The 20,635-nt window shown below is 71.6% G+C and carries 14 protein-coding genes; 6 read left to right on the top strand and 8 right to left on the bottom strand.

The annotated features are described in order from the left end of the window. Positions 1–762, top strand: a complete 762-nt coding sequence (locus Q1V88_RS03580; protein WP_300677980.1) for a 2-phosphosulfolactate phosphatase — start codon at positions 1–3, stop codon at positions 760–762. Positions 763–777: 15 nt separating this feature from the next. Here the strand turns inward: Q1V88_RS03580 and fgd are convergent, their stop codons facing one another. From fgd to glgC, 3 genes are read right to left on the bottom strand one after another with little or no spacing between them, the layout of a single operon-like run. Continuing rightward, entirely contained in the window at positions 778–1,785 is a 1,008-nt protein-coding gene (fgd, locus tag Q1V88_RS03575) for a glucose-6-phosphate dehydrogenase (coenzyme-F420) (RefSeq protein ID WP_300677978.1), read from the bottom strand. 45 nt (positions 1,786–1,830) lie between these two features. Next, positions 1,831–2,544: an NADPH-dependent F420 reductase gene (npdG, locus tag Q1V88_RS03570; RefSeq protein ID WP_300677975.1), complete on the bottom strand. Its 714-nt coding sequence runs from the start codon at positions 2,542–2,544 to the stop codon at positions 1,831–1,833. Continuing rightward, positions 2,537–3,763 carry a glucose-1-phosphate adenylyltransferase gene (glgC, locus tag Q1V88_RS03565; protein WP_300677973.1) on the bottom strand — a complete coding sequence of 409 codons (1,227 nt, stop codon included), beginning with the start codon at positions 3,761–3,763 and terminating at the stop codon, positions 2,537–2,539. Before glgC ends, npdG begins: the two co-directional genes overlap by 8 nt. Before the next feature lie 22 nt (positions 3,764–3,785). On the opposite strand from glgC, the gene glgA reads away from it, so the two are divergent. The 5 genes from glgA (at position 3,786) to Q1V88_RS03540 (ending at position 10,332) form a co-directional block, all read left to right on the top strand. Next, complete coding sequence (glgA, locus tag Q1V88_RS03560; protein ID WP_300678236.1) at positions 3,786–5,000, top strand: glycogen synthase; 1,215 nt, start codon at positions 3,786–3,788, stop codon at positions 4,998–5,000. A gap of 61 nt (positions 5,001–5,061) precedes the next feature. Further along, positions 5,062–6,558 (top strand): DUF1800 domain-containing protein, encoded by a 1,497-nt coding sequence (locus Q1V88_RS03555; protein WP_300677970.1) that lies wholly within the window; start codon positions 5,062–5,064, stop codon positions 6,556–6,558. A gap of 39 nt (positions 6,559–6,597) precedes the next feature. Continuing rightward, on the top strand, positions 6,598–7,830 hold the full coding sequence (locus tag Q1V88_RS03550) for a DUF1501 domain-containing protein (RefSeq protein ID WP_300677969.1): 1,233 nt from the start codon (positions 6,598–6,600) through the stop codon (positions 7,828–7,830). 161 nt (positions 7,831–7,991) lie between these two features. Next, positions 7,992–9,305, top strand: a complete 1,314-nt coding sequence (locus tag Q1V88_RS03545; RefSeq protein ID WP_300677966.1) for a hypothetical protein — start codon at positions 7,992–7,994, stop codon at positions 9,303–9,305. A 94-nt stretch (positions 9,306–9,399) separates the two neighbouring features. After that, entirely contained in the window at positions 9,400–10,332 is a 933-nt protein-coding gene (locus tag Q1V88_RS03540; protein ID WP_300677963.1) for a hypothetical protein, read from the top strand. An 8-nt stretch (positions 10,333–10,340) separates the two neighbouring features. Here Q1V88_RS03540 and Q1V88_RS03535 read toward each other — a convergent pair whose 3' ends face one another. From Q1V88_RS03535 to Q1V88_RS03515, 5 genes are all read right to left on the bottom strand, one after another. Then, positions 10,341–10,622 carry a hypothetical protein gene (locus Q1V88_RS03535; protein ID WP_300677960.1) on the bottom strand — a complete coding sequence of 94 codons (282 nt, stop codon included), beginning with the start codon at positions 10,620–10,622 and terminating at the stop codon, positions 10,341–10,343. Further along, on the bottom strand, positions 10,613–10,897 hold the full coding sequence (locus Q1V88_RS03530) for a hypothetical protein (RefSeq protein WP_300677958.1): 285 nt from the start codon (positions 10,895–10,897) through the stop codon (positions 10,613–10,615). Before Q1V88_RS03530 ends, Q1V88_RS03535 begins: the two co-directional genes overlap by 10 nt. A 243-nt stretch (positions 10,898–11,140) precedes the next feature. Continuing rightward, positions 11,141–19,048: a CshA/CshB family fibrillar adhesin-related protein gene (locus tag Q1V88_RS03525; RefSeq protein WP_300677954.1), complete on the bottom strand. Its 7,908-nt coding sequence runs from the start codon at positions 19,046–19,048 to the stop codon at positions 11,141–11,143. After that, on the bottom strand, positions 19,032–19,517 hold the full coding sequence (locus tag Q1V88_RS03520; protein WP_300677952.1) for a hypothetical protein: 486 nt from the start codon (positions 19,515–19,517) through the stop codon (positions 19,032–19,034). Before Q1V88_RS03520 ends, Q1V88_RS03525 begins: the two co-directional genes overlap by 17 nt. 439 nt (positions 19,518–19,956) lie before the next feature. Further along, entirely contained in the window at positions 19,957–20,535 is a 579-nt protein-coding gene (locus tag Q1V88_RS03515) for a GNAT family protein (protein WP_300677949.1), read from the bottom strand. Positions 20,536–20,635: the final 100 nt, after the last annotated feature.

Raw genomic sequence — 20,635 nt, 5'->3', positions numbered from 1 at the left:
ATGACCGACCACTTCGGGCAGTCCGCCTACGGGATCAGGATGGAGTGGGGTCCTGTCGGCGCGGCGCGGGCGAAGGCCGCGATCACGGTGGTGGTCGACGTGCTCAGCTTCTCCACCTCGGTCTGTGTGGCGGTGGAGCGCGGGATGGAGGTCTTCCCCCATCCGTGGCGCGACGAGCGCGCCGAGTCGTTCGCGATCGAGCGGGACGCGATCCTGGCCGTCGGCCGGAGGGAGGCGGCCAGTGGCGACTCCGGCCCGACGCGGCCCTCGCTCTCCCCGGCCAGCCTGATGACCTGCGTGCCGACCCCGCGGCTGGTGCTGCCCTCCCCCAACGGCTCGTCGATCGCGGCGGCCGCCGAGGGCACCGAGGTCGCGGCCGGCTGCCTGCGCAACGCCGCAGCGGTCGCGGCCTGGCTCTCCCCGCAGATCGAGTCGGGCCAGTCGGTGGCGATCGTGGCGGCCGGCGAGCGCTGGGACTCCGACGACTCCCTCCGTCCGGCGCTGGAGGACCAGCTCGGTGCCGGAGCGATCCTGGCGGCACTGGCCGCGACCGGCCACCGGCTCGCGATGAGCCCGGAGGCCGGTGCGGCGGCCGACCTCTTCGAGGTCGTCAGGCCCGCCCTGGCCGAGCGGATCTACGCCAGCGTCAGCGGTCGGGAGCTGATCGCCGCCGAGTTCGAGGCCGACGTCGCGATCGCCGCCGAGCTGTCGGTCTCCTCAGCGGTCCCGGTGCTGCGCAACGGGGCGTTCACCCTCGCCTAGCAGCACCGGACCGGGTCAGGCCTGCAACGCCCGCAGGGCCGGGACGACCTCGGAGCCGAAGTCACGCAGGAACCGCTCCTGGTCGTGCCCCGGGGCGTGGAAGACCAGGTGGTTGAGGCCGGCGTCGACGTACGGCGTCACCTCGGCCAGCACCTCCTCGACGGAGGTGGCCACGATCCACCGCTTGGCGACCTGCTCGATCGGCAGCGCGTCGGCGGCCGCCGCCATCGCAGCGGGGTCCTGCAGGGAGTGCTTCTGCTCGGGGGTGAGCGAGAGCGGTGCCCAGAACCGGCAGTTCTCCAGGGCCTCCTCGCGGCTGTGCGCGTAGGAGAGCTTGATCTCGATCATCTTGTCCGGCTGGCCGGGGCGACCCGACAGCTCGCGGCCCTCGGCGAGCGCGGGCAGCAGCTTGTCGGTGTAGAGCTCCATGCCCTTGCCCGAGGTGCAGATGAAGCCGTCCCCGGCGCGGCCGGCGTACTTGGCGACCTGCGGTCCACCGGCGGCGATGTAGATCGGGATCTGCTGGGCGGGGCGGTCGTAGACGGTGGCGTCGACGGTCTTGTAGTACTCCCCGTCGAAGGTGACCCGCTCCTCGGACCAGAGCGTGCGGATCAGGCGGACCGCCTCGCGCAGCCGGGCGTAGCGCTCCTTGAACTCGGGCCACTCGAAGTCGCCGAGGACGGCGACCTCGTTGAGTGCCTCACCCGAGCCGACGCCGAGAGCGATCCGGCCCGGCGCCAGGCCGTCGAGGGTGGCGAAGGCCTGAGCGACCATCGCGGGGTTGTTGCGGAACGTCGGGGTCAGCACCGAGGTGCCGATCTGGACCCGCTCGGTGCTGGCCGCCAGCGCGCCCATCCACGGCATCGCGGCCGGTGCGTGGCCGCCGACGTGGCGCCACGGCTGGAAGTGGTCGCTCACCCAGACCGAGTCGAGCCCGACCTTCTCGGCGAGGACACCGAAGTCCAGGAGGTCGCGCGGTCCGAACTGCTCGGCAGAGGCCTTGTATCCGATCGTCAGGGTCACGCCTGCCAACCTACCGGGGTCCGGGGGCGCATCGAACCCCCTCTCTCACCTGTCAGAAGCCCCGGTGATCCTGATCCCGGCGTGGATCTGCTCCCCCGTGGCGGCCTCGTGGGCCCTGTTGATCGCGATCAGGTTGGCGACCAGCGCCTCCACCTGGGCGGAGTTGCGCAGCCCGCCGGCGTGCAGGCCGGTGAGGCCGTCGACCACGCCGACCAGGTCGATCACGGTCGCGACGGCGGCCCGGTCGTCACCGAGCACCAGCACGTCGGAGTCGAGCGGGTGGTCGGTGGCCAGGGCGGCAGCGGCCACCGTGTGGAAGGCGCTGGTCACGGTGCTCTCGGAGAGCAGCGCCGCTGCCTGCTGGGCCGCACTGCCCTCCCAGACGTGCACGGCGGTCGCGCCGTGGGCGTCGAAGGTGAGGGGGTTGACGGCGTCGATCACGAGCTTGCCCCGCAGCGGCCCGTGCAGTGTGTGCAGTACGTCGGCCTGCGCCCCGAACGGCACCGCGATCACAGTGATGTCGGCATGCTGGGCGGCATCGGCGTTGAGCGCCCCGATCACCGTCCCGCCCCGCCGGGCACGCACCTCGGCGGCAGCGGCCTCGGCCCGCTCCAGGCTGCGGCTGCCGAGCACGACCGGGATCCCGGCCGCCGCGAAGCGTCCGCCCAGGGAGCGGCCGAGCTGGCCGGTGCCGCCCAGGAAGGCGACCGTGCGTCCCGCCAGCGAGGGCGGCAGCGACGCTGCGGAGCTCTCAGTCATAGGGCTGGTCCTTGCCTGCGACGGTGAGGCCGTCGATCACGATGAAACCGTGTCGGGCGTCCTCCTCCGGATCGACCCCGACCCGGGCACCGGGCGGGATGATCACGTTCTTGTCCAGGATCGCGTTGCGTACGACGGCCCCCTCACCGATCGACACGTCATTCATCAGCACCGAGCCGGTCACGTCGGCCCCGGCCGAGACGTAGACGCCCGGCGAGAGCACCGACCGGGTCACCGATCCCCCGGTCACCACGACACCGGGTGAGAGCAGCACCTCGTCGACGGTGGACTGCACCACCTTCGCGGGCGGGTAGGGACCGTGCGAGGTGTAGATCGGCCACTCGTAGTTGTAGAGGTTGAACACCGGCAGCGGTGAAACTACGTCCATGTGGGCGTCGTAGTACGAGCGCATCGTCCCCACGTCGCGCCAGTAGCCGCGGTCGCGGTCGGTGGCCCCGGGCACCAGGTTGTCGCGGTAGTCGTAGACCGCCGCCTCGCCGCGGGAGACGAATCCGGGCACGATGTCGCCGCCCATGTCGTGCGCCGAACCGAGGTCGGAGGCGTCGCGGGTGACTGCCTCGACCAGGGCGTCGGTGTCGAAGCAGTAGTTGCCCATCGAGGCCAGCACCTCGTCGGGGTTGTCAGGCAGACCGACCGGGTCGGCGGGCTTCTCCAGGAACTGCGTGATCCGGCGCGGGTCGGTCTGGTCGACCTCGATCACCCCGAACTGGGAGGCCATCGAGATCGGCTGCCGGATCGCCGCCACGGTGCAGGGGGCGCCGAGCTCGAGGTGCTGGTTGACCATCTGGGCGAAGTCCATGCGGTAGACGTGGTCGGCGCCGACCACGATCACCAGGTCGGGCCGCTCGTCACCGATCAGGTTGAGGGACTGGTAGATCGCATCGGCCGAGCCGAGGTACCAGTTCTTCCCGACCCGCTGCTGGGCCGGGACCGAGGCGACGTAGTTGCCCAGCATCGTCGACATCCGCCAGGTCTGGGTGATGTGCCGGTCCAGGGAGTGGGATTTGTACTGGGTCAGCACCACCACCTGGAGGCAGCCGGAGTTGACCACGTTGGACAACGCGAAGTCGATCAGCCGGTAGATCCCGGCGTACGGCACCGCGGGCTTGGCCCTGTCCGTGGTCAGCGGCATGAGTCGTTTGCCCTCGCCACCGGCGAGGACGATTGCCATCACATTCTTGCGGAGCCTGACGACCATGACCCCACGCTACTGTGCAGGGGTGCGCGTCGACATCCTCACTCGTGAGTACCCCCCGGAGATCTACGGCGGGGCCGGGGTCCACGTGGCCGAACTGGTCCGGGCGCTACGGGCGCTGCCGCCGGTGCCGGGAGGGGTGCCGGGACAGGCTTCCGACGAGTTCTGGGTGCACGCCTTCGGAGCGTCGCGCACGGCCCCCCAGACCAGCTCGTACGCCGAGCTCCCGGCCCTCGCCGAGGCCAACCCGGCACTGCGCACGTTCGGCGTCGACCTGGAGATCGCCCAGGCAGCGCACGGCGACCTGGTCCACTCCCACACCTGGTACGCCAACCTGGCGGGCCACCTCGCCGCCCTGCTGCACGGCAGCAGGCACGTGATCACCGCGCACTCGCTGGAGCCGCTGCGGCCGTGGAAGGCCGAACAGCTCGGCGGCGGCTATGCGCTGAGCAGCTGGGCCGAGCGGACGGCGTACGAGAGCGCCGACGCCATCGTCGCGGTGAGCAACGCGATGCGCGAGGACGTACTGCGGGCCTACCCGGCCGTCGACCCGGCCCGGGTGCACACCATCCTCAACGGGATCGACTCCGAGCTGTGGCAGCCCACCCACGACCCCGACCGTGCCCGCGCGCTCGGGGTCGACCCGGACCGGCCCAGCGTCATCTTCGTCGGCCGGATCACCCGGCAGAAGGGGCTGCCCTACTTCCTCCGGGCCGCTGCCGCACTGCCGCCCGAGGTCCAGCTGGTGCTGTGCGCCGGGGCACCCGACACCCCGGAGATCGCCGCCGAGGTGAGCGCCCTGGTCGACGACCTCAAGGCCACCCGCGACGGCGTGGTCTGGATCGACCAGATGCTGCCGCGCGCCGACGTGATGACGCTGCTGACCCAGGCCACCGTCTTCGCCTGCCCCTCGATCTACGAGCCGCTCGGCATCGTCAACCTGGAGGCGATGGCGTGCGGCACCGCCGTGGTGGCGACCGCGACCGGTGGCATCCCCGAGGTGGTCGTCGACGGCACCACCGGCACCCTGGTCCCGATCGAGCAGGCCGTCGACGGGACCGGCACGCCGCTGGACCCGGACCGCTACGTGGCCGACTTCGCCGCCGCCCTGATCGCCACCCTGAGCGACCCCGACCGGGCCCGCGCGCAGGGCGAGGCCGGGCGCGCCCTGGCCGTGGAGAGCTTCAGCTGGTCTAGCATCGCCGCCCAGACCCGGGACCTTTACTCAACTCTGGGCTGAGCGCGTCGAGTGGTGGGGCGTCAAGGAAGACGCCCTATCCCCTGGTCATGAGGACCGTTCGATGGCAGCCATCAGCACCGACGAGACACTCCAGCCCACGCTCTACACCCCGGGCCGTTCCCGGACGAGCCCCACCCTGCGCCGCGCCGACCGCGCCGTCGTGTCGCGCTGGTGCTACGGCGTGACACCGGACCTGGCCCGGGAGGTGAAGGCTGCGGGCAGCGGACTGGACTGGTTCGAGGAGCAGCTCGCGACGGCGTACGACGGCCGCGACGACGTCGAGGACTGGTGGCCCGCGCTGAGCGCCGACCCATCGAGCCCGACCGTGCGCGGTGCCGACGCCTGGGACCTGGCCGCGGCGTACTCCTGCTCGCTGCTGGCCCGCCGGATGACCAGCCCGCATCAGGTCCTGGAGCGGATGACGGAGTTCTGGGAGAACCTGCTGCACGTGCCGGCACGGCCCGACGCGCAGGTGCGCTACCGCGCCGACTACGGCCGCACGATCCGTGCCGGGGCGCTGGGCTCCTACGCCGACCTGCTGACCGCAGCGATCTGCCACCCGGCGATGCAGCTCTACCTGTCGGGCAACCTGTCGGCCGCCGAGCACCCCAACGAGAACCTGGGCCGCGAGCTGCTGGAGCTGCACACCGTCGGGGTGGGCAACTACACCGAGGCCGACGTGAAGAACTCGGCCCGGATCCTGACCGGCTTCACCGTCGATCCGTCGGCGGCGACCGCGGCCGGCTACGACCCTCAGCGGCACTGGACCGGGCCGGTCACCGTGATGGCGAAGCGGGCCGCCTGGCCCGCCCCGTTCCGCAGCGACAACGCCGACCCCGACGGCAGGGCGGTGGTGAGCGACTACCTCGGCTACCTGGCCCGGCACCCGGCCACCGCGCGGCGGATCGCGCAGCGGCTGGCGATGGTCTTCGTCCGCGACTCCCCGCCGCCGGCGCTGGTCGCCGAGCTGGCCGAGGTCTACCTGGCCCACGACACCGAGATCGTGCCGGTGCTGCGGGCCCTGGTGACCTCGCCGTACCTGGCCGCGAGCGCGGGGGCGAAGCTGCGCGATCCGGCCCACGACCTGGTCGCCACCCACCGCGTGCTCGGCTCCCGCTTCGCCAGGCCGGTGGACTGGCAGTCGGCGGCGAACCAGCTCTACCACCAGCTCGACGGCATCGGCGCCGCCCCGATGACCTGGCCCAGTCCCAACGGCGCCCCGATCGTGGGCGCACCGTGGGCGACCCCGGTGCGGGCGCTGGTCTCGGCCGACGTGCACTACTCCGCGGCGGGTGGCTGGTTCCCGTCCGCGGGCGTCACCTATCCCGACCCGCGGCGGTTCATGCCGCGCAAGAAGATGGCGTTCCGGGCGTGGGTCGACCACCTCTCCCGGGTCTTCCTGGGCCGCCGCTCGACCCGCACCCTGCTGGAGGCGTGCTGCCGGGCGACCGGCCTGCTGCCCACCGACGTGGTGCGGCGCTCGGGGTCGTGGACCGGGGTCGACTTCCCGAACCTGCTGATCGTGCTGCTGGACACCCCGGCGCACTACTACCACTGACCGTCTCCCCCTGACCGCCGACGACCGAGGAGTCCGCCGATGCCTGTCCCCGCTCCCCGCACGGCCCTGAGCCGGCGTACGTTCCTCGGCGGCGCAGCCGCTGTCGGCGGTACGTCGATCCTGCTCGGCACCACCGTGGTGACCGTGACCGGCGCCCCCGCCGCCGGGGCCACCGCGCTCGGGGCAAACGTGCTGGTCACGCTCTCCCTGCGCGGTGCCTGCGACGGCCTGTCGCTGGTGGTGCCGCACACCGACCCGGCGTACTACGCGGCCCGCCCCACGATCGGGGTGCCCCGCACGGCACTGCTGGCCGCCGACGACACCTACGGACTGCACCCGCAGCTCGCGCCGCTGCTGCCGCTGTGGCAGGCCGGGCGGATCGCGGCGATCCACGGCACCGGGATGGCGATCCCGAACCGGAGCCACTTCGCCGCGATGGAGGTGGTGGAGAACGCCGCTCCCGGCAGCGACCTGCGCTCGGGGTGGCTCAACCGCCTGATCGGCACCGATGCCCTGACCTCGCCGCTGGAAGGGATCGCGGTGGGCGGCAGCCCGCCGACCTCGCTGGGCGGCACGGAGCCGTACCTGGCCCTGGCCGACCTCGACACCGGGATCGCCGGCAACGACCCGGCCGAGGACCGCAGCATCGGCCGGGTCGGGTCGCTGTCGACGGTGTGGGCCACCGACCGGAGTCCGATGGGGGCGGCCTGGCGCACCACCCTGGACGCCGATGCGGCCCTCGCCCCGGCCCGTCGGGCAGCGGACCGGACCTCGCTCTACCCGGCCGGTCAGCTGGGCGAGGCGTTGGCGATGGTGGCCCGCACGATCCGCGGTCGCGTCGGTGCCCAGGTGATCACCGTGGACCACGGCGGCTGGGACATGCACACCGCGCTGGGCACCCCGACGCATGGGCCGATGGTCACCCAGGCGGGCCAGCTCGCCAAGGCGGTGGCGACGTTCTTCACCGACCTGGGGGCCGCCGCCGACACGGTCACCCTGGTGGTGCTCTCGGAGTTCGGTCGGCGGGTGCAGGAGAACGCCTCGGGCGGCCTGGACCACGGCTGGGGCAACGTGATGTGGGTGCTCGGCGCCGGGGTCCGGGGCGGCTACTACGGCTCGGTCGCACCGCTGGCGAACACCCTGGACGCCGACGTCGCGGTGACCCTGGACTACCGCAGCGTCCTGGCCGAGGTCGTCCGCCGTCGTACGTCGGCCTCGACCGCCCGGGTCTTCCCCGGCTTCGTTCCCGAGACGGTCGGGTTCATGCGCTGAGGCGGGTCCCACGCAGCCCGGACGCCCCACCTGTCACAGCAACACCACATCCACAGCAGAGAAACACCCGATCAACACTGTGAGAAACACGAACGTGACCCAGACCTCTCCCGATGCCCCTAGAATCGCCGCGAACGCACAGTCAGGAAGTGGGTGTCGCGGTGCCTGAAGAGGCCCTCGAGAGCTACCGGGGGATGGTCGAGCCTGAGTCGGCTGCGACCGTCCTGCAGCGCGCCCAGCGCGTGGCCGAGGAGCTCCAGGCCGCCGCCGAGACCGACCGGGTCGAGGCGGAGCGGACAGTGCAGCGCGCCGAGGCGCTCTACGCCGCCTCGGCCGCCGACGCCCAGCAGGTGATCGCCGACGCGGTCGAGCAGTCCCGCGACCTGATCGCCGCCGCCGAGGAGCAGGCCGCCGCCGTGGTCGCCGAGGCCGAGGCCCGGGCCGGGGCACGGGCCGCAGAGGTGGACCAGATCGTCGCCGACGCCGAGGGCCGCGGGCGCACCATCGTGGCCGCCGCCCAGACCGCGGCCGACCAGATCCTGGCCGAGGCCCGGCAGCGCGCCGCCGCCGAGGAGGAGGCCTCCCGTGCGGAGACCAAGCGGATCGCCGCCGGGGCCGCCGCCCACGTGCAGGCGCTGATGGAGCAGGCCGCCAACCACTCCGAGACCCTCCAGGCCCAGGCTGCGGCCACCACCGAGGAGGCCCGGTCCGATGCCGACCGGTTGCGCGCCGAGGCTCGGGAGCGGGCCGCCGAGATCGTGACCGCCGCCGAGGCTGAGGCCGGCCGGATCGTCACCGCCGCCCACGCCGAGGCCGAGCAGCACCTCACCGAGACCGGCGAGCAGATGGAGTGGTCGCGCCAGGCGGTCGCGAAGTTGATGGAGACGGCTGAGCTGGAGCGTGCCCGGATGAGACGCGACAGCGAGGCCGCCGCAGCGGCTCACCTCGCCCGCGCCCGGGACGAGGCGACCGCCCTGGCCGAGGCGACCGCTACGGCCCTGGCCGAGGACCGGGCCCAGCACGACGCCGACGTCGCGGCCCTGCACGAGGATGCCTCGCGCCGGCTGGCCGAGGCCGAGGCGGAGGCAGCACGGCTGGTCGCCGAGGCCACCAGTGAGGCGGAGCGTCGTCTCGCCGCCGCCGAGGACGCGGCCGCCACCATCGAGACGCGCGCCCAACGGCGTACCGACGAAGCCGAGGCGAGTGCCCGGCTGCTGCGCCAGAGTGCCGTCGACGAGGCCGCCCGCCGCCAGCGTGAACAGCAGGAGGAGGCACGCCGCACGCGTGCCGAAGCCATGCAGTACCTCACGTCGGCGCGTGCCGAGGCCGACAAGATCATCGAGAGCGCGCACAGTTCGGTCGCCCAGACCCGGGCCGAGCTCGCCGCCCTCGAGACCCGGCGTGAGGCCATCACCACAGAACTCGGACAGCTCTCGGGAGTGATCCAGGCACTGGCCGTCCCGCACACCAGGTGAGACAGCCGATAACAACAACGCATCAGCCCCGTTAGACCTACAGCGCTTGCCCGCTACCCCCAGCTAGGCAGCATCAAGTGAGAGGAATCCGGCGATGACCGAGCAGCCGTCGCAGTTCACCTTCGTCCGTCGCGGCTACGACCCCGACGAGGTGGACCAGCGTTTGACCGAGTTCGCCCGGGCCATCAAGGAGTTGGCCGCCCAGCGCGACCAGCTGGCCGTCCAGCTGAACTCCGCGCCCCCGGTAGCCCCCGCGCCCGCCGCCCCGATCTCCTCCGAGCCCGCCTCCTTCGAGCACCTCGGCGAGCGGGTCGGCTCGATCCTCGCCCTGGCCCGCGACGAGGCCGATGAGCTCAAGAGCCGGGCGCTGGCCGAGGTGGACCAGGCGCGCGCCGCCCACGAGGCCCACGTCGCCGCGACGAAGGCCGACGCCGACGCGTACGCCGCCGGGGTCCGCCAGGACGCCGACACCGAGGCGCTGCGCTCGATCGCCGACGCCCGCCGTCAGGCCGACGAGATCCTCGACGCCGCCCGCCGTGACGCCGACGCCCGGATGAACGAGGCCCAGGCCGTCTACGAGGAGCAGAAGGCCACCGCGGCCAAGGCCGCCGCCGACTTCGAGGCCACCCTCAACGAGCGCCGCCAGCAGCACGAGTCCGACTTCGCCGCCAGCGTCGCCGAGGCCAACGCCCGGCTCGACCACGCCAACAAGCTGGTCGACGACGCCCGCAGCGAGGCCGAGACGCTGCGCAAGGAGGCCCAGCAGGAGGCCCGCCGCCTGGTCGACAACGCTGAGCTCGAGGCCTCCTCGGTGGTCAGCGAGGCCAAGGCCCTCGCCGCTCGGGTGAAGTCCGACTCCGACCGCGAGGTCGCCGCCGCCACCCAGCGCCGCGACTCGATCAACGCCCAGCTGGCCAACGTCCGCCAGATGCTTGCCACCCTCACGGGGCAGCCCGCAACGGGTCTGGACGCCGCGATGGCCGCGCCGTCCATTCCGGCCCAGGCCGCGGAGCCGGGTCTGGACTGAGCCTGCGGCTACCCGGCGCGCCGGGCCTGCCGGTCCGCGTTCAACTTGAGCGCCAGGATCAGGGCGCAGATCGGTGTGATCACGAGATTGGGCACCCCCACGGCATAGTGGTGGGTGCCCAGTCCGTAGATCACCCAGGCGGTCCCCTGGACCGTCGCGATCCCCCAGGTCCACGCACTGACCCCGCGCATCGCCAGCGCGTTGGCGCGGTGCGCGATCGTGTGCCGCGCCTGCGGGACGAACTGGACCACGTCGATGATCCCGACCAGCCAGCCGAGGATCAGGCCCACGGCTCGCTCCGCTGCCTCGATGCCACCCTGATGATCGTGACGATGGTGCACGCACACAGCAGGTTGACCACCGCCGCGACGATCACCGGCGGGGCGTCGGTGGTGATCCCGTAGGTCAGCAGCAACGCGTTGAAGACGATGGCGACGGCGTACGCCGAGGCGCTGATGCCGCCCAGAGCGTGCTGATCACGGCGGTGCTGCCAGGCTCGCGCCGCCTGCGGGATCCACATCGTGGCCGCCCCGGCGCTCCCCACGTATCCGATCGCCTCCAGCACGGTGGCGAGCCTAGTGGCTCGTGTCAGAGGTTTGGGGATGGTGGGCGTGCTCGGGGTGCGTGCCCCGAGTGCGCGAACCGACCAACAACGTCTGACACGAGCCACTAGTCACCGCCGCCCCGGGCGCCGCTCACCGGTGACGGTGGGCGGGGCTGCGGTGGTGAACCCGGAAGTCGGCGGTGGTGAACCCGGGACTCGGCCGTGGTGAACCCGGGACTCGGCGGTGGTGAACCCGGAAGTCGGCTAGCGGGTGCGTCGGGACAGTCCGATCAGCGCTGCTCCCCCGATGATCAGCAGCAGGGCGAGGCCCCCGGCGTACAAGCTCGGCCCACCGGTGCTGGCCAGGCCACCGCCGCTGCCTCCGCCACCGCCGGACGTCCCGCCGCCACCGTGGTGGATCGGGGTGACGGTCAGGGTGTTGATCCCGGTGAGGGTGCTCGACGGCGGGGTGGTCACCGGCGAGCAGCCCGAGCAGATCAGGGGGTGCGCCGACGCGGTGGCGACGTTGACCACCCGACCACGCTTCTGGTCGGCGCGGGTGATCACGTACGCCGTGGTCGCCATGCAGGTGACCTTGGCGCCCGGGACCAGGGTGCCAGCCGGGCAGGTGACCGAGATCTTCAGGCCCGCCAGCAGCGGGTCGGAGACACGCGGGTCGGCCACCGTGGTGTTGCCGATGTTGGTGACGTCGAAGACCCACCAGATCCGGTCGCCCCTGTTGGTCAGACCGTCACGGTTCACGTCGTCGATCGACGCGATCCGCTTGACCAGACCGAGCGCGGCCACGCTGTCCAGGGGCGTCGTCGTGGTGGACGGCGGCGTCACCGCCGGCGGTCCGGTCGGCGGCGTCCCGGTCGCGGTCGCGGTGTTGTCGACCGCGCCCGCGTCCATGTCGGCCTGCGTGACGACGTACCCCGCATCGGCGGTGCAGGTGCTGGACGCACCGGGCGCGAGCGGACCTGCCGGGCAGGTGATCGTGATCCCGGCGCTGGCCAGCATCGCATCGGTCACGGTGATCGGGTCGAGGCTGACGTTGCCGGTGTTGGTGACGTCGAAGGCGTACCAGAGCTCGTCGCCCTGGTCGGTCTTCCCGTTGGCGTTGGTGTCGACGGTCTTGGCGACCTTCTTCACCAGCTCCATCGCCGGGGCCGGCGTCAGCGGGGTGTGGGTGCCGTCGGTGGCGGTGACGTCGGGGCCGCTCGGCGGGGTGCCGGAGGCGGTCGCGGTGTTGTCCACCTTCGCGGCATCCACGTCGGCCTGGGTCAGGACGTACGGCGCCGCCGTGCACGTGGTGGACGCACCGGGCGCCAGCGTGGTCACCGGGCAGGTCACGGTGCCGACCTTCGGGTCGTTCACCGAGACCGGGTCGAGGGTCACGTTGCCGGTGTTGGTGACGGTGAACGTGTAGGTGATGGTGTCCCCGGCCCGGACCCCGGTCGGGGCTCCGGCCTTCTTGTCCAGGGTGATCGCGGGCGAGGAGATGATCGGCGTGTGGGTGCCGTCGGTCGCGGTCACGTCTCCCCCGGTCGGCGGGGTGCCGGTCGCGGTCGCGGTGTTGTCCACCTTCCCGGCGTCCACGTCTGCCTGGGTCAGGACGTACGGGTCGGCGGTGCAGGTGGTGTTCTTGCCGGGCGCCAGCGACGTCACCGGGCAGGTCACGGTGCCGACCTTCGGGTCGCTCACCGAGACCGGGTCCAGGGTCACGTTGCCGGTGTTGGTGACGGTGAACGTGTAGCTGATCGTCGAGCCCGCGGTGTTGCCCGACGGAGCACCGGCGACCTTGTCCAGGGTGATCGCCGGAGCCGACGGGATCGGGGTGTGGGTGGAGTCCGTCGCGGTCGGCGGGGTCCCGCTGGGCGGGGTGCCTGTCGCCGTGGCGGTGTTGTCCACCTTCCCGGCATCGACGTCGGCCTGGGTTAGCGTGTACGCCGCTGCGGTGCAGGTCGTCGAGGCGCGCGGGGCCAACGTCGTGACCGGGCAGGTCACCGCGCCGACCTTCGGGTCCGTCACCGTCACCGAGGTGAGGGTCACGTTGCCGACATTGGTGACGGTGAAGGTGTAGGCGATGGTGTCCCCCGCACTGTGGCCGCTGGGCATACCGGCGACCTTGTCCAGGGTGATCGCCGGGCCCTCGACGATCGGCGTCACGGTCGAGTCCTTCGCGGTGACGTCGTCGGACGGGTCGGCCGGGTCGCCACCGGGCGGGTTGCCGAAGGCGGTGGCGGTGTTCTTCACGGTCCCGGCGTCCACGTCGGCCTGGGTGAGGGCGTACGGCGCCGCCGTACAGGTCGTGCTAGCGCCCGGTGCCAGGGTGGTGACCGGACAGGTGACAGCGCCGACCTTCGGGTCGTTCACCGAGACCGGGTCCAGGGTCACGTTGCCGGTGTTGGTCACCACGAACGTGTAGGTGATGGTGTCGCCCTCGTCGTTGCCCGTCGGCGCAGCGGCCTGCTTGTCCAGGCTGATCAACGGCGTCTGGGTGATCGGGGTGTGGGTGGAGTCGTCGTCGGTCACCTTCGGTCCACTCGGCGGGGTGCCGGTGGCGGTGGCGGTGTTGTCCACCTTGCCCGCGTTCACGTCGGCCTGCGTGAGGACGTACGGGGCCGCGGTGCAGGTGGTGGCCTTGCCCGGCGCCAGGGAGGTGACCGGGCACGTCACGGTGCCGACCTTCGGGTCGGTGACGGCGATCGGATCGAGGGTGACGTTGCCAGTGTTGGTCACCACGAACGTGTACGTGATGGTCGAACCGGCGGTGTTCCCGGTCGGTGCCCCTGCCTGCTTGTCGAGGGTCAGCGACGGCGAGGCCGTGATCGGGGTGTGCGTCGAGTCGTCGTCGGTGACGTTCGGACCACTCGGCGGGGTGCCGGTCGCCGTGGCGGTGTTGTCCACCTTGCCCGCGTTCACGTCGGCCTGGGTCAGGACATACGGGTCGGCCGTGCAGGTCGTCGCCTTGCCCGGCGCCAGTGAGGTCACCGGGCACGTCACGGTGCCGACCTTCGGGTCGGTGACCGCAACCGGGTCCAGGGTGACGTTGCCGGTGTTGGTGACGGTGAACGTGTAGGTGATGGTCGACCCGGCGGTGTTGCCGGTCGGGGTGCCGGCCTTCTTGTCCAGGCTGATGCCCGGCGCCGAGTCGATCGGGGTGTGTGTCGAGTCGTCGTCGGTGACGTTCGGACCACTCGGCGGGGTGCCCGTGGCGGTGGCGGTGTTGTCCACCTTCCCGGCATCCACGTCGGCCTGGGTCAGGACGTACGGGGCCGCAGTGCAGGTCGTGGCCTTGCCCGGCGCCAAGGAGGTGACCGGGCACGTCACGGTGCCGACCTTCGGGTCGGTGACCGCAACCGGGTCCAGGGTGACGTTGCCGGTGTTGGTGACGGTGAACGTGTACGTGATGGTCGACCCGGCGGTGTTGCCCGTCGGCGACCCGGCACGCTTCTGCAGCCCGATCCCGGGGGCCGACGTGATCGGCGTGTGCGTGCTGTCGTCGTCGGTCACCGGCACGCCCGTGGGCGGGGTGCCGGTCGCGGTCGCGGTGTTGTCGACCTTGCTCGCATCCACGTCGGCCTGCGTGAGCTGGTACGGCGCCGCCGTACAGGTCGTGCTCGCGCTCGGTGCCAGGGCGGTGACCGGACAGGTGACGGTGCCGACCTTCGGGTCACTCACGCTGACCGGGTTGAGCGTCACGTTGCCGGTGTTGGTGACGGTGAACGTGTAGACGATGGTGTCGCCGACGTGGTTGCCCGACGGCGTGCCCGCCTTCTTGTCCAGGCTGATGCTCGGCGCCGAGGTGATCGGGGTGTGCGTCGAGTCGTCGTCAGTGACGTTCGGACCGCTCGGCGGCGTGCCCGTCGCCGTCGCCGTGTTGTCGACCTTGCTCGCATCCACGTCGGCCTGGGTCAACGCGTACGGCGCCGCCGTGCAGGTCGTCGACGCACCGGGCGCCAAGGTCGTCACCGGACAGGTGACGGTGCCGACCTTCGGGTCGGTGACACCGACCGTCGACAAGGTCACGTTGCCGGTGTTGGTCACCACGAACGTATAGGTGATCGTCGAGCCGGCGGTGTTCCCCGTCGGGGCACCCGCCTTCTTCGTCAAGCTGATCGACGGCGCCGAGGCGATCGGGGTGTGCGTCGAGTCGTCGTCGGTGACCTTCGGCCCGCTCGGCGGCGTGCCCGTCGCGGTCGCGGTGTTGTCCACCTTCCCCGCATCCACGTCGGCCTGGGTCAACGCGTACGGCGCCGCTGTGCAGGTCGCGGACGCCCCGGGCGCCAGCGTCGTCACTGGACAGGTCACCGTCCCCACCTTCGGGTCGGTGACACCGACCGTCGACAGGGTGACGTTGCCCGTGTTCGTGACGGTGAAGGTGTACGTGATCGTCGAGCCGGCGGTGTTCCCCGTCGGAGCGCCCGCCTTCTTCGTCAGACTGATCGACGCCGCCGACGTGATCGGGGTGTGCGTCGAGTCATCATCAGTCACCTTCGGACCACTCGGCGGCGTGCCCGTCGCGGTCGCCGTGTTGTCCACCTTGCCCGCATCCACATCGGCCTGCGTCAACGCGTACGGCGCCGCCGTACAGGTCGTCGACGCGCCGGGCGCCAAGGTCGTCACCGGACAGGTCACCGTCCCCACCTTGGGGTCGGTGACACCGACCGTCGACAGCGTCACGTTGCCGGTGTTGGTCACCACGAACGTGTAGGTTGTGGTCGAGCCGACCGTGTTGCCGGTCGGCGCGCCCGCCTTCTTGTCGAGGCTGATCGCCGCTGCCGACGTGATCGGGGTGTGCGTGGAGTCGGTCGCCGTGGGCGGCGTCCCGCTCGGCGGGGTGCCGGTCGCGGTAGCGGTGTTGTCCACCGTGCCCGCGTTCACGTCAGCCTGCGTCACGGCATACGGCGCCGCCGTACAGGTGGTGGAGGCACCGGGAGCCAAGGTCGTGACCGGACAGGTCACGGCACCAACCTTGGGGTCGGTCACCTTCACCGTGGTGAGCGTGACGTTGCCGGTGTTGGTCACCAGGAACGTGTACGTGATCGTCGACCCGGCGGTGTTCCCGGTCGGGGCGCCGGCCTGCTTGTCCAGGCTGATCGCGGGGCCCGCCAGCAGCGGGGTGTCGGTGGAGTCCGAGGACTTCACGTCGTCGGTGGTGGTCGTCGGGTCACCGCCCGGCGGGTTGCCGTACGCCGTCGCGGTGTTGGCCACATGGCCGGCGTCGACGTCGTTCTGGGTGAGGCTGTAGGCCGGGGCCGTGCAGGTCGTGGAGGCGCCCGGGGCGAGCGAGGTCACGGGGCAGGTGACCGGTCCGACCTTCGGGTCAGTGACCTTCACCGGGTCGAGGGTGACGTTGCCGGTGTTGGTCACCACGAACGTGTACGTGATGGTCGACCCGGCAGTGTTCCCCGTCGGGGTGCCGGCCTGCTTGTCCAGGCTGATGCTGGGCGACTGCGTGATCGGGGTGTGCGTCGAGTCCGTCGCCGTGGGCGGCGTCCCACTCGGCGGGGTGCCGGTCGCGGTCGCGGTGTTGTCCACCTTGCCCGCGTTCACGTCAGCCTGCGTGAGGACGTACGGCGCCGCCGTACACGTGGTGGAGGCACCGGGCGCCAGGGTCGTCACCGGGCAGGTCACGGCACCGACCTTGGGGTCGGTGACCTTCACCGAGGTCAGGGTCACGTTGCCGGTGTTGGTCACCGTGAACGTGTAGGCGATCGTCGACCCGGCCGTCTGGCCGCTCGGCGTGCCGGCCTTCTTGGTCAGGCTGATCGCGGGCCCGGCGACGAGCGGAGTGTCGGTGGAGTCCGAGGCCCTCACGTCGTCGGTCGTCGTCGAGGGGTCACCACCGGGCGGGTTGCCGTAGGCGATGGCCGTGTTCGGCACGTGCCCGGAGTCCACGTCGAACTGCGTGACCGAGTACGTCGCCGTGCAGGTCGTCGAGGCGCCGGGGGCCAGGGTCGTCACCGGGCAGCTCACCGGTCCGACCTTCGGGTCGGCGACCTTGACGGTGTCGAGGGTGACGTTGCCGGTGTTGGTGACCAGGAACGTGTAGCCGATCGTCGAGCCGGCGGTGTTGCCGCTCGGCGTGCCGGCCTTCTTGTTCAGGCTGATGCTGGGCGACTGCGTGATCGGGGTGTGCGTCGAGTCCGTCGCGGTCGGTGGCGTCCCACTCGGCGGGGTCCCGGTCGCGGTGGCGGTGTTGTCCACCTTCCCCGCATTCACGTCGGCCTGGGTCAGGACGTACGGCGCGGCGGTGCAGGTGGTGGAGGCTCCGGGTGCCAGCGTCGTCACCGGGCAGCTCACGGTCCCGACCTTCGGGTCAGTGACCTTCACCGCCGACAGCGTGACGTTGCCGGTGTTGGTCACCACGAACGTGTAGCCGATCGTCGACCCGGCCGTGTTGCCACTGGGCGTCCCGGCCTTCTTGGTCAGGCTGATCGCCGGGGCGGGGATCGACGGCACGCCGACCTGGGCGGTCGGCTTCGTCGGTGGGGCGACGCCTGTGGGCGGCGTACCGTCAGCGGTCGCGACGTTCTTGATCTGTCCCGCGTCGACGTCGGCCTGGGTCACCACGTAGGTCGCCGTGCAGGTCAGGGTGGCACCGACCGCGAGGGTGGTCGGCTGCGCCGGGCTGCACGACAGCGGCGAGAGCGCACCGCTGCCGTTGAAGGAGACCTCGTCGATGTGGGCGTTGGTCAGCGTCACGTTGCCGGTGTTGGTGGCGACCATCGTGAACGTGATGGTCTGCCCCTGCACCAGGGTGGTCCGGTTGGCCGTCTTGGTGAGGCTGATCGCGGCGGCACCCTTGGTGATGCTGATCGGGTAGTCCTCTACCTCGCCCGGCGTCGCCGCCAGGCCGGTCGCCTGCTGGGAGGCGGCAGCCGTCGAGCCCATCCGCAGTCGCAGGTACGACGACGAGGTGGCGACATTGGCGGGGACCGTCCAGGTCAGGGAGACCGAGCCGCCCGAACAGAGCGCGGTGTTGCTCGCCTCCCCCGCATCGAAGGTGCCGTCGCCGTTCCAGTCCACCCATCCGGTGACGTAGCCGTTCCCGGCACACACCACGTTCGGTTGGGAGTAGGTCAGGCCTGGATAGGCCACCAGTGGCGATGGCATCGGGATCGAGTCCTCGTCGTCGATGCCGGTGGTGTCGTCCAGGTTCGCGCCGACGCTGGGCTGGTAGTTGCCCTCGGAGTCGATCAGGGCGCCCAGGTGCAGCGGCGGCTCCCCCGGGGTGGCCGGGGTGATCGTCGAGGTCAGGTTGTTGGTGCCCTGCGACAGCGTGCCGCCGACCCAGCCCGGGTCGTAGATCGACCCGGCGGCGCCGTACGAGGCGGGCGCGTCACCGAAGTCGGACTGGAGCACGACGCCGAGCGCGACGGCCGAGTTGCCGCCGCCCTTGAGGATCACGTTCGCGGCGGTCGAGCCCTCCATGAACATGACCGCCATCGGGCCGTAGCCCGTCGAGGAGGACGCGTAGCACTCCGTGCCGTTGGGGCGCAGCGTGAGCGCCGTACCGGCCAACAGGCCGAGGGCGTCGGTGGCGCAGCCTGCGCTCTTGCCGCGGTCCAGCAGCCGCCAGGTCGTCGCGGTGTCGGGGGTGACGGTGATGTACTCGTTGGCCGTCGGGTTGTTCGGGAAGTAGTTGCTCGCCTCGGCGTCGGCCACGACCAGGCCCTGCAGCGGGATCGTGTTGCCGTCCATCGTGGCCGAGCAGGAGACATGGAAGTTCACGATCTGGCCGGCGGTGACGTTGGCGATGCCGTCGACCAGGGTGTTGGCGGCGTTGGCGCCACCGATGTTGTAGAGGTTGTCGAGCGCGTCGCCCGCCCAGGTGCCGGGGCGGTAGGCCTTGATCCCGCCCGAGCCGCCACCGAGGCCGTTGATCGTGCAGCTCGTGGTGACGGTCTGACCGCCGATGGTGCGGGTGTTGGTGCGGGTGGTGCCGTTGGCGATGGCGGCACCGTTGGTGCCCCAGGTGAACCAGTCGATCGACCCCTTGTAGCTGCCGGTCCCGCCGGTGGCGTAGTCGGCGCGAGCGGTCGGGGTGACGATGGCGACCGAGAGCACGGCCAGCAGCACCGCGACCAGCAGACGCACGGCACGGGCTCCAGGATCGGCGGTCCGGGCCCGATGCCGGCCGGCTCCGTTACTTGGCTTGCGCACGCTCAACCCCCCACACACAGCGGCGGGCGCCGGCAGGCACCTTCGCCTTGATCGTCACCTTGCGCTGCTCCCCGGCGGCCACACCGGCGAGCCGGTCGTAGCCGCGGGCCAGAACGTCACCGGCGTTGGTCGTCCAGCTCACCGTGACGAGATAGTCGGCCGTCCCCGTCGCCGAGGACGTGATCTCGGCCCGGGCCACCTGGTGCCCCGAGCCGACGTTGCACTGCTGCCCGGCCAGGTCGCTGATCGCCCCGCGCGCGCCCTGGAGGGTCGGCACGCTGGCCAGATCGGTGGGCGAGATCGCCCCCGGATCGGCGGTGCCGGACGGAGAGGTCGACACCGAGCCGGACGTCGGCGAGGCCGACGGTGCCGGCGACGTGGCCGCCTCAGAACCGCAGGCCGCTGTCAGCGCGAGTACGGCGACCGCGCTCGCGCCCAGCGTCGCCGAGCGGTGGATACGTTCGATCATGATTCCCCCATGCACTGCCTCGACGTACCTCTGCGAGGCTCGTCCCGGAGCAGGGAACGGGGCTCGCGAGCGAGGTACGCCCGATGTGGCCTTGTGTGTCCAACGGGGCTCCCGCTGAATCTCCACGCACGACAAATGTGATCTATCTCACATTCGGTCGATCTGAGCGGGGCACGGCCAGCAGTTGCGCCCGCTGATGCCGAAAAACGTGTCGCAGGTCTAGACCGACACCACTCCACGGTCGCCGATCCGACGCGCCCTGACATGCACCACTCCCCGAGTCGATCGCGCTCCCCCGCGCGGGCGCCATCGTCACCGGCCGGGTTCGGCCGATCGAGGGTTCAGGACGGACTTCCCCTATCTGGGGGACGTGGACCGCCCTGGGGTCGGCGACACGCCGAGGATCGGGCTCGGCTCAGGCCACTCGGTCAGGGCCGAGTCACGGCTGGGAGACGGGCCACTCCGAGGCCAGCAGCGCATAGGTGAGCCCGTCCATCCAGTCCCCCGACCGGTGCAGGGAGTCCCGGACACCGTGCTGCTCACGTCGCATCCCGAGCCGCTCCATCAGCCGCCACGACGGCTCGTTGGCAGCGAAGCAGGCCGCCGTCACCCGGCGCAGGCCCAGATCGGTGAAGCAGCGGTCGATCACCGCCGCCACCGCCTCGGTCGCGATCCCTCGCCCGCCGTACGCCGGATCCAGGCTCCAGCCCAGCTCGGCCTCGGTCCGCGCCGCCCGGTCCCGCACCTCGGTCTGCCCCCAGGCGTCGCCGATCCGCACCATCAGGTCGCCGACGATCCGCCCCTCAAGGTCGATCACGAGCCGTGAGCGCAGCCCCTCAGGGCTCTCGAACCGCTCGGCGAACGCCTCCCGGCTGGTCGCCGCATGGGTCACCCAGGCGTAGGACTCCGGCAGCCGACGCCACGGCCACACCAGCGCCGCATCGCCGACCCGCACCCGGCGCAGCGTGAGCCGCTCGGTGCTGATCGGCCAGGAGATCGCTGCCAGCTCGTCGCTCACCCCGCCACTGTGGCACGTGCCGCACCGGATCCGGGCGAGGCCACCACTCATGCCCGGAGACGCCGAACGGCGGCCACCCCAGAAGGGTGACCGCCGTTCG

Source organism: Nocardioides sp. (assembly GCF_030150155.1).
Lineage (GTDB): Bacteria > Actinomycetota > Actinomycetes > Propionibacteriales > Nocardioidaceae > Nocardioides.
Note: the sequence above shows the minus strand (reverse complement) of the source record. Positions and strands in the feature narration are given on the sequence as shown.